Origin of the sequence: Streptomyces sp. WELS2 (genome assembly GCF_013870595.1) — a bacterium.
Lineage (GTDB): Bacteria > Actinomycetota > Actinomycetes > Streptomycetales > Streptomycetaceae > Streptomyces.
Genome location: NZ_JACBWZ010000225.1, coordinates 1 through 8,296, shown reverse-complemented (window position 1 = coordinate 8,296; position 8,296 = coordinate 1). Strand labels below are relative to the sequence as shown.

Below are 8,296 nucleotides of genomic sequence, written 5' to 3'. Positions count from 1 at the left end.
GTACGAGGACGGCGACCGGCCGCGCGCCGCCAACGAGTGACCTCGGTCACCTGCGCCCTGACCAGTCAGGGAGCGGATTTCCGAGCACCCGGATCGGGATGCTAGAGTTTCACTCGTTGCAAGGGCCTGTGGCGCAGTCCGGTAGCGCACCTCGTTCGCATCGAGGGGGCCAGGGGTTCAAATCCCCTCAGGTCCACTGCACGATGAGATCCCGTCGGTCATCACGACCGGCGGGATCTTCGTCGTTTCCGGGGTGCCGAGGGCGCCGGACGGCACCCCGGGCGCCCAGGGTGCCGTGGCTCACAGGCGCTTGGCGTAGCAGAGGCTCTCCTCGTGGTGGCGGTAGTAGCCGAACTTGGCGCACGGCTCGTAGCCGCTGGAGGTGTACAGGGCGATGGCCTCCGGCTGCTTGGTGCCCGTCTCCAGGACCATGCGGACCCGGCCGGCCGCGCGGGCGTCCTCCTCCAGGGCCGCGAGGATGCGGCGGGCCAGGCCCCGGCCGCGCATCTCCTCGATGACGAACATGCGCTTCAGCTCCGCGTCGCCGTCCTGGTAGCCCTCGTCGTCGAGGTCCTTGCTGCGCCAGCCGCCGGTCGCCACCGGGCGGTCCCGCTCGTCGTACGCGATCAGGTACACCCCCCGGGGCGGGTCGAATTCCTCGGGCGCCAGGACCGTGGCGTCGCCCCCGTCGCCGTAGCGCAGGTGGTACTCGGCCTGGACCTCGTCGTTGAGCTTGACGGCGTCGGGGTGATCGAAGCGAACACGGCGTATATTCATGCTGGGTATCGTACTTCTATGCAGTCGGCGGGGGTCCCGGATTTTTCGGACCCCGACCAGTGTGCCGGTATCGTGCCGGGGTGCTGACTGTGACCACCGTGAACGTGAACGGGCTGCGGGCCGCCGCCAGGAAGGGCTTCGTGGAGTGGCTCGCCGGGACGGACGCGGACGTCGTCTGCCTCCAGGAGGTGCGCGCCGAACCGCACCAGCTGCCCGAGGAGGTCCGGCAGCCCGACGGCTGGCACGTCGTGCACGCCCCGGCCGCCGCCAAGGGCCGCGCGGGCGTCTCCCTCTACACCCGGCGCGAGCCCGACCGGATCCGGGTCGGCTTCGGCTCCGCCGAGTTCGACGGCAGCGGCCGGTATGTGGAGGCCGAGCTGCCCGGCGTCACCGTCGCCTCCCTCTACCTGCCCTCCGGCGAGGCCGGCACCGAACGGCAGGACGAGAAGGTCCGCTTCATGGCCGAGTTCCTCGTCCACCTCGGGGAGCTGCGCGAGCGGGCCGCCGCCGACGGGCGCGAGGTGCTGGTGTGCGGCGACTGGAACATCGCCCACCGCGAGGCCGACCTGAAGAACTGGCGCGGCAACACCAGGAACTCCGGCTTCCTGCCCGAGGAACGGGAATGGCTCGGCCGGGTGTTCGCCGCCGAGGAGGGCGGCTACGTCGACGTGGTGCGCGCGCTGCACCCGGACACCGAGGGGCCGTACAGCTGGTGGTCGTACCGCGGGCGGGCCTTCGACAACGACTCCGGCTGGCGCATCGACTACCACGTGGCCACCCCCGGGCTCGCCGGCCGGGCGGTCAAGGGGTTCGTGGAGCGGGCCGCCACGCACGCCGAACGCTGGTCGGACCACGCGCCGGTGACCGTCGTCTACGACCTCTAGAGGCTCCCGGGGCCGCCCGGGTCCCGTTTGTTCAGCCGGCGGTCCAGGGCCAGGGAGAGTTCCGCCTCCACCACGCTGCGGGCCAGCGGGCGCAGCCGCCGCAGGTCGTCCTCGGGGGCGTGGCGCGAGATCACGTCGGCGAACAGGCCGGCCAGCGCCTCGGCGTGCTCGCGGACGCGGGCGGCGGCGGCCAGCACCTCGGCGAGCGGGATGCCCTCGCGCACCAGCGCCGAGGAGACGTCCAGCAGCCGCCGGCTGATGTGCACGATCTGGTCGCCGTCGGTGCCGAGGTAGCCCAGCTCCATCGCGGCGGCCAGGTTCTCCGGCGTGACCTCGCCCTCGAAGCGGGCGGCGAGCTCCTCGGGGGTGAGGCGGACCGGCTCCTCCTCGGTGGGCGGGCCCACGCCCAGCAGGTCGGCGACATCGCGGCCCTGGTCCAGGGCCTCGGCGAGTTCCGCTATGCCGCTGAGGGTGTGGCCGCGCTCCAGCAGGGCCGCGATGGTGCGCAGCCGGGCCAGGTGGTGGTCGTCGTACCAGACGATGCGCCCCTCGCGTCGGGGCGGCGGGAGCAGCCCCCGCTCGCGGTAGAAGCGCAGGGTGCGCACGGTGATGCCGGCCAGCCGGGCCAGCTCCTCCATGCGGTACTCGCGCGGGCCTTCCCTGTGCTCTGCGTCCTCTGCCACGCCCGCAGCCTAAGGTGTACCCCCGGTAACTTTCCCTTCCCCGCCCCCTACCGCTCGGTACGGAGCTGCTCTACAGTCCCATTGCGCCAGTGTTCACTGGCACGGTTCCTAGGTGATGCGTGGAGGCTTCGGGATGGCCGAGCACGAGCATGTACGGGTGGCGGTGATCGGGTCCGGGTTCGGCGGGCTGGGAGCCGCCGTGCGGCTGCGCCGGGAGGGAGTCACCGACTTCGTGGTCCTGGAGCGGGCCGGCAGCGTCGGCGGCACCTGGCGGGACAACAGCTACCCCGGGTGCGCCTGTGACGTGCCCTCGCACCTGTACTCCTTCTCCTTCGCGCCCAACCCCGACTGGCCGCGCACCTTCTCCGGGCAGCGGCACATCCGCGCCTACCTGGAGCACGTCACCGACCTGTTCGGGCTGCGCCCGCACATCCGGTTCGACTCCGAGGTCAAGCTGATGACCTGGGACGGCGACAACCTGTGGTGGACCATCGAGACCACCCGCGGCACCCTGCGCGCCGACGTCGTCGTCTCCGCCACCGGGCCGCTGTCCGACCCGAAGATCCCCGAGATCCCGGGCCTGGACTCCTTCCCGGGCAAGGTGTTCCACTCCGCCCGCTGGGACCACGACTACGACCTGCGCGGCAAGCGGGTCGCCATGGTCGGCACCGGCGCCTCCGCGATCCAGATCGTGCCCGCCATCCAGCCACAGGTCGGCCGGCTCACCCTCTTCCAGCGCACCCCGCCGTGGGTGATGCCCCGCGTGGACCGCGCCATCAGCGGCGCCGAACGCTGGCTGCACCGGCGGCTGCCCGTCACCGCGCAGGCCCGGCGCGGGCTGCTGTGGGGCCTCCGGGAGCTCCAGGTGCAGGCGTTCACCAAGCACCCGGACGAACTCGGGCTCGTCGAACAGCTCGCCAAGCGGAACATGGCCCGCGCCGTCAGGGACCCCGCCCTGCGCGCCAAACTCACCCCGGACTACCGCATCGGCTGCAAGCGGATCCTGCTGTCCAGCGAGTACTACCCGGCGCTCGCCCGGCCCAACGTGGACGTGGTCACCGGCGGGCTCACCGAGGTCCGCGGCTCCACGCTGGTGGCGGCCGACGGCACCGAGGCCGAGGCCGACGCGATCATCTTCGGCACCGGCTTCCACGTCACGGACATGCCCATCGCCGAGCGGGTGGTCGGCGCGGACGGGACCACGCTCGCCGAGACCTGGAAGAACGGCATGCGGGCGTTGCGCGGCGCCTCGGCGGCCGGGTTCCCGAACTGGATGACGATCATCGGGCCCAACACCGGCCTGGGCAACTCCTCCATGATCCTGATGATCGAGTCCCAGCTGAACTACCTGGCCGACTATCTGCGCCAGCTCGACGTCCTCGGCGGCCGGACCGCCCTGGACGCCCGGCCCGCCGCCGTGGACGCCTGGAACGAGCGGGTCCAGGAGCGGATGAAGCGGACCGTGTGGAACACCGGCGGCTGCACCAGCTGGTACCTGGACCCGAGCGGCCGCAACACCACCATCTGGCCCGGCACGACCACCGAGTTCCGGCGCGCGACCCGGCGGGTGGACCTCGCGGAGTACGAGGTGATCCGCAGGCCCGCGCCGGTGGCCGGCCGCAGGAGCGAGGCCCTCGCATGAGCCGCCGCCTCCCGGCCGCCACCGGCCCCTGCGCCCCGCCCGAGCCCGCCCGCGCGCTGACCGCCGTCTCCGCCGACGGCGCCCGGCTGCACGTCGAGGTGCACGGCCCCGAGGACGCGCCCGCCGTCGTGCTCGCCCACGGCTGGACCTGCTCGACGGCGTTCTGGGCGGCGCAGATACGGGAGCTGGCCGCCGGACACCGGGTGATCGCCTACGACCAGCGGGGGCACGGGCGCAGTCCGGCCAGTCCTGTGTGTACCACCGAGGCGCTCGCGGACGACCTGGAAGCGGTGCTCGCGGCCACCCTCGCACCCGGGGAGAAGGCGGTGATCGCCGGCCACTCCATGGGCGGCATGACGGTCATGGCCGCCGCCGGGCGCCCCGGCTTCCGGGAGCACGCCGCCGCCGTCCTGCTGTGCAGTACGGGCAGTTCTCGGCTGGTCGCCGAGTCGCGCGTGGTGCCGTTGCGCGCCGGGCGGGTGCGCACCTGGCTCACCGGGCGCGTCCTCGGCTCGCGCGCCCCGCTCGGACCGGTCACGCCGGTGGCGAAGAGCGTCCTCAAGTACGCCACCATGGGCGCCGGCTCCGCCCCGGACCGGGTCGAGGCGTGCGCGCGGATCGTGCACGCCTGTCCGCGCGCGGTGCGCCACGCGTGGTCCAAGGTGCTGGCCTCGCTCGATCTCGACCACGGCGTACGGGCGTTGACCGTGCCCACCGCGGTGCTGTGCGGTACGTCCGACCGGCTCACGCCGCCGGTGCACGCCCGCGCGCTGGCCGCCGCGCTGCCGCACTGCCTCGGCGTCACCGAGCTGACCGGCGTCGGCCATATGACCCCCATGGAGGCGCCGGAGACGGTGACCGGCCGCATCCGCGAACTCGTCGGCACGTATGTCACGGGGGCCGCCCCCGTGCGGATCAAGGAGGGCGCATGAGCAGGATGAGCCTGGAAGGGCAGGTCGCGGTCGTCACGGGGGCCGCGCGCGGTGTCGGTGAGCTGCTGGCGCGCAAACTGTCCGCGCGCGGGGCGAGGGTGGCGCTGGTCGGGCTGGAGGAGGAGGCGCTCAAGGACGTCTCCGGGCGGCTGCACCACGACAGCGCCTACTGGTACGCCGACGTCACCGACCACGAGACCATGAGCCGGGTCGCGCGGGAGGTGAAGGAGCGCTTCGGGAAGATCGACATCGTGGTCGCCAACGCCGGTGTGGCGACCGGCGGTCCGTTCACGGACTCCGATCCGGTGGCCTGGCGGCGGGTGATCGAGGTGAACCTGATCGGTTCGGCGGTGACCGCGCGCGCCTTCCTGCCGGTGCTGGCGGAGAGCCGGGGCTATCTGCTGCAGATCGCCTCGCTGGCCGCGCTCACGCCCGCGCCGATGATGACGGCGTACTGCGCGTCCAAGGCGGGCGTGGAGGCGTACGCGCACAGCCTGCGCGCCGAGGTCGGCTACCAGGGCGTGCGGGTCGGCGTGGCCTACCTGTCGTGGACCGACACCGACATGGTGCGCGGCGCCGACCGGGACGACGTGATGCGCGAGCTGCGGCAGCGGCTGCCCTGGCCGTCGAACAAGACCTATCCGCTGGGCCCGGCGGTGGACCGGCTCGTCGCCGGGATCGAGCGGCGCTCGGCGCATGTGTACGGGCAGTGGTGGCTGCGCGGCATGCAGGGGGTGCGCGGCTATCTGCCGGCGCTCATCGGGACGGTCGGGCAGCGGGAGATGAAGCGGTTCGCGCCCCGGCTGCGCGGGATGTCCTCCGGGCTCGTCGGCGCAGGTGGGGCGGCCGACGAGGCGGCCCGCGCCACGCACGGTAACTGATCGACATGCGGCGGGTGTTGGCCCGTGTGAATCTGGTCGAGGCCCCAGCGAGGGGCCGAACCCCCCACCCACCACGGGAGTGAACCCACATGGGTATGAAGGACCAGATGCAGGACAAGTCCCGCCAGGCCAAGGAGAAGGCCCAGGAGAAGGCGGGACAGGCCCGTCAGAAGGCCGGTCAGCAGGGCCGGCAGGGCCAGCCGCAGCGCGGCACCCAGAACCACCGTGACATCGAGGACACGGAGCAGCAGGTGCAGGACCGGTTCAACCAGGACTACGACGCCTAGTTGGGCCCGGTGACGTGGGGCGTCCTCCCCGGCGGAGGGCGCCCCGCGCCCCTGTCCACCGCGCCCGCCCCACCGCTACCCGGCCGTGCGCGGGGGCAGCTTCGGGCGGGTCCGGTCGGGCACGTCGGAGTAGTCCGGGGGGACCGCCGCCGGGTTGCTCTCCAGCAGCTCCAGGGCCAGCCGGACCGCCTCGCCCAGCACCGGGTAGCGGCCCTCGGCCCAGTCCACGGGGGTGCGCAGGACCTCCACGTCGGGTGCGACGCCGTGGTTCTCCACGGACCAGCCGTAGGCGTCGAACCAGGCCGCGTTCATCGGGACGGTGATGACGGTGCCGTCGCCCAGGCGGTGCCGCCCGGTCATGCCGACGACTCCGCCCCAGGTCCGCTGGCCGACGACCGGGCCGAGGCTCAGCAGCTTGAAGGCGGCCGTGATCATGTCGCCGTCCGACGAGGTCGCCTCGTCGGCCAGGGCCACCACGGGTCCGCGCGGGGCGTTGGAGGCGTACGACACCGGTTGCGCGTCCCGGGTCAGGTCCCAGCCCAGGATCGTACGGGTCAGCTTCTCCACCACCAGTTCGCTGATGTGGCCGCCCGCGTTGCCGCGCACGTCCACGATCAGCGCGGGCCGGGACATCTCCATGCGCAGGTCGCGGTTGAACTGGGCCCAGCCGGAGCCGCCCATGTCGGGGATGTGCAGATAGCCGCACCGGCCGTCGCTCAACTCCCTTACCACTTGCCGGCGTTTGGCCACCCAGTCCTGGTAGCGCAGCGGCCGTTCGTCGACGAGCGGGACGACGGCGACCCGCCGGGGCCCGCCGCCCTCGCCGTCCGGCGGGGTGAACGTCAGCTCCACGGTCGTACCGCCGGAACCGGCGAGCAGCGGGTAGGGACCGGTCACCGGATCGACCGGGCGGCCGTCGACATGGGTGAGGACGGCGCCCTCGCGGATGCCCGTGCCGGCCAGCGGGGAGCGGGCCCGGGAGTCGGAGGAGTCGCCGGCCAGGATCCGCCGCACCAGCCAGCGTCCGTCCTGGCGCGCGAAGTTGGCGCCGAGCAGGCCCTGCCAGCGTTGGTAGTGGGCCGGGCCCTCGTTGCGGCGGGCGGCGGTGACATAGGCGTGGGAGGTGCCCAGTTCGCCCAGGACCTCGCGCAGCAGATCGGCGAACTCGTCGGGGGAGGCGACGCGTTCGACCAGCGGGCGGTACTGGTCGAGGACCGCGTCCCAGTCGATGCCGCACATGCCCGGGTCCCAGAAGTAGGCGCGGATCAGCCGGCCCGCCTCGTCGTACGCCTGGTGCCACTCGGCGGGCGGGTCCACCTCGTGCAGGATGCGGCGCACGTCGATCCACACGGTCGTGTCGCCGTCGCCCACCTCGGTCGAGGGCACCGCGCGCAGGTCGCCCTCGTCCACCACGACCAGCCGGGTGCCGTCGCCGCTGACCGCGAACCAGTCCAGGTGGTCGACCAGTTCGGACTTCTTCGCCTTGGCGATGTTGAAGTGCTCCAGGGTCGGGCGTCCGCTGACGTCGGCCGGGTTGACGAAGGTCTCGCCGAGCGCGCCGGAGATCGGCCAGCGCAGCCAGACCAGGCCGCCGCCGGCGACCGGGGCCAGCCCGGAGTACTTGGAGGCGATCACCGGGAACGGGGTGACCCGGCTCGCCAGTCCCTCCACCTCGACCGTGACCGTGCCGGCCTCGCCGGTCTCCTCGTCCTCCAGCGGGTCCAGCCCGCCCGCGGCCGGCCGGCCCTCCGGGCTGAGCGCGAAGGGGGAGGGGGTCGCCGAGGACAGCGGGACGAGGTAGGGGCGGCAGCCCAGCGGGAAGGACAGGTCGCCGGTGTGCACGTCGTAGACCGGGTCGAAGCCGCGCCAGGACAGGAAGGCGAGATAGCGGCCGTCGCGGGTGAAGACCGGGTTCTCGTCCTCGAAGCGGCCGTTGGTCACGTCCACGATCAGCCGGTCCTTGATGCGGGCCAGCTTGATCTGCCTCAGCGAGCGGCCGATGCCGGGGTGCGACCAGGTGAGCCAGGCGCCGTCCGGGGAGAAGGCGAGGTCGCGGACGGGTCCGTTGACGGAGCGGACCAGCTCGGTGACCGTCCCCGCGCCGTCCGCCGCCGTCTCCTCGGTGCCTTGCGGTACGTCGATGAGCAGCAGCCGGCCGTCGTGCGAGGCGACCGCCAGCCGTTCGCCCAGCGGGTCGCAGGCCAGTTCCA

General features: G+C 72.9%; 8 protein-coding genes and 1 tRNA gene. 6 read left to right on the top strand and 3 right to left on the bottom strand.

What is annotated here, in order from left to right:
- Positions 1-122: 122 nt before the first annotated feature.
- Positions 123-196: transfer RNA gene (locus H5J33_RS15570), tRNA-Ala, on the top strand.
- 104 nt (positions 197-300) lie between these two features.
- On the opposite strand, the gene H5J33_RS15565 is transcribed toward H5J33_RS15570, so the two are convergent.
- Positions 301-777 carry a GNAT family N-acetyltransferase gene (locus H5J33_RS15565; RefSeq protein WP_181795507.1) on the bottom strand — a complete coding sequence of 159 codons (477 nt, stop codon included), beginning with the start codon at positions 775-777 and terminating at the stop codon, positions 301-303.
- A gap of 80 nt (positions 778-857) precedes the next feature.
- Here H5J33_RS15565 and H5J33_RS15560 point away from each other — a divergent pair, with 80 nt between their 5' ends.
- On the top strand, positions 858-1,661 hold the full coding sequence (locus H5J33_RS15560; protein WP_181795506.1) for an exodeoxyribonuclease III: 804 nt from the start codon (positions 858-860) through the stop codon (positions 1,659-1,661).
- Here H5J33_RS15560 and H5J33_RS15555 read toward each other — a convergent pair.
- Positions 1,658-2,299 carry a MerR family transcriptional regulator gene (locus H5J33_RS15555; protein WP_181795508.1) on the bottom strand — a complete coding sequence of 214 codons (642 nt, stop codon included), beginning with the start codon at positions 2,297-2,299 and terminating at the stop codon, positions 1,658-1,660. The genes H5J33_RS15560 and H5J33_RS15555 overlap by 4 nt on opposite strands.
- Positions 2,300-2,477: 178 nt before the next feature.
- Between H5J33_RS15555 and H5J33_RS15550 the strand changes: the two genes are divergently transcribed.
- From H5J33_RS15550 to H5J33_RS15535, 4 genes are all read left to right on the top strand, one after another.
- On the top strand, positions 2,478-3,986 hold the full coding sequence (locus H5J33_RS15550; RefSeq protein ID WP_181795505.1) for an NAD(P)/FAD-dependent oxidoreductase: 1,509 nt from the start codon (positions 2,478-2,480) through the stop codon (positions 3,984-3,986).
- Positions 3,983-4,918, top strand: coding sequence for an alpha/beta fold hydrolase (locus H5J33_RS15545; RefSeq protein WP_181795504.1), 936 nt, complete (start codon positions 3,983-3,985; stop codon positions 4,916-4,918). Before H5J33_RS15550 ends, H5J33_RS15545 begins: the two co-directional genes overlap by 4 nt.
- The gene (locus tag H5J33_RS15540; protein WP_181795503.1) at positions 4,915-5,799 is read left to right on the top strand and encodes an SDR family oxidoreductase; all 885 of its coding nucleotides are present in this window, start codon (positions 4,915-4,917) and stop codon (positions 5,797-5,799) included. Before H5J33_RS15545 ends, H5J33_RS15540 begins: the two co-directional genes overlap by 4 nt.
- An 89-nt stretch (positions 5,800-5,888) precedes the next feature.
- Positions 5,889-6,086: a hypothetical protein gene (locus H5J33_RS15535; protein WP_181795502.1), complete on the top strand. Its 198-nt coding sequence runs from the start codon at positions 5,889-5,891 to the stop codon at positions 6,084-6,086.
- 75 nt (positions 6,087-6,161) lie between these two features.
- Here the strand turns inward: H5J33_RS15535 and H5J33_RS15530 are convergent.
- A partial coding sequence (locus H5J33_RS15530) for a S41 family peptidase (RefSeq protein ID WP_181795501.1) occupies positions 6,162-8,296 on the bottom strand: 2,135 nt, incomplete at its 5' end.

Bases quoted from the DNA above. Each gene is read 5' to 3' on its own strand.
- H5J33_RS15565 (WP_181795507.1), bottom strand. From the start codon at position 777: ATGAATATACGCCGTGTTCGCTTCGATCACCCCGACGCCGTCAAGCTC.
- H5J33_RS15555 (WP_181795508.1), bottom strand. From the start codon at position 2,299: ATGGAGGAGCTGGCCCGGCTGGCCGGCATCACCGTGCGCACCCTGCGC.
- H5J33_RS15550 (WP_181795505.1), top strand. From the start codon at position 2,478: ATGGCCGAGCACGAGCATGTACGGGTGGCGGTGATCGGGTCCGGGTTC.
- H5J33_RS15545 (WP_181795504.1), top strand. From the start codon at position 3,983: ATGAGCCGCCGCCTCCCGGCCGCCACCGGCCCCTGCGCCCCGCCCGAG.
- H5J33_RS15540 (WP_181795503.1), top strand. From the start codon at position 4,915: ATGAGCAGGATGAGCCTGGAAGGGCAGGTCGCGGTCGTCACGGGGGCC.
- H5J33_RS15535 (WP_181795502.1), top strand. From the start codon at position 5,889: ATGGGTATGAAGGACCAGATGCAGGACAAGTCCCGCCAGGCCAAGGAG.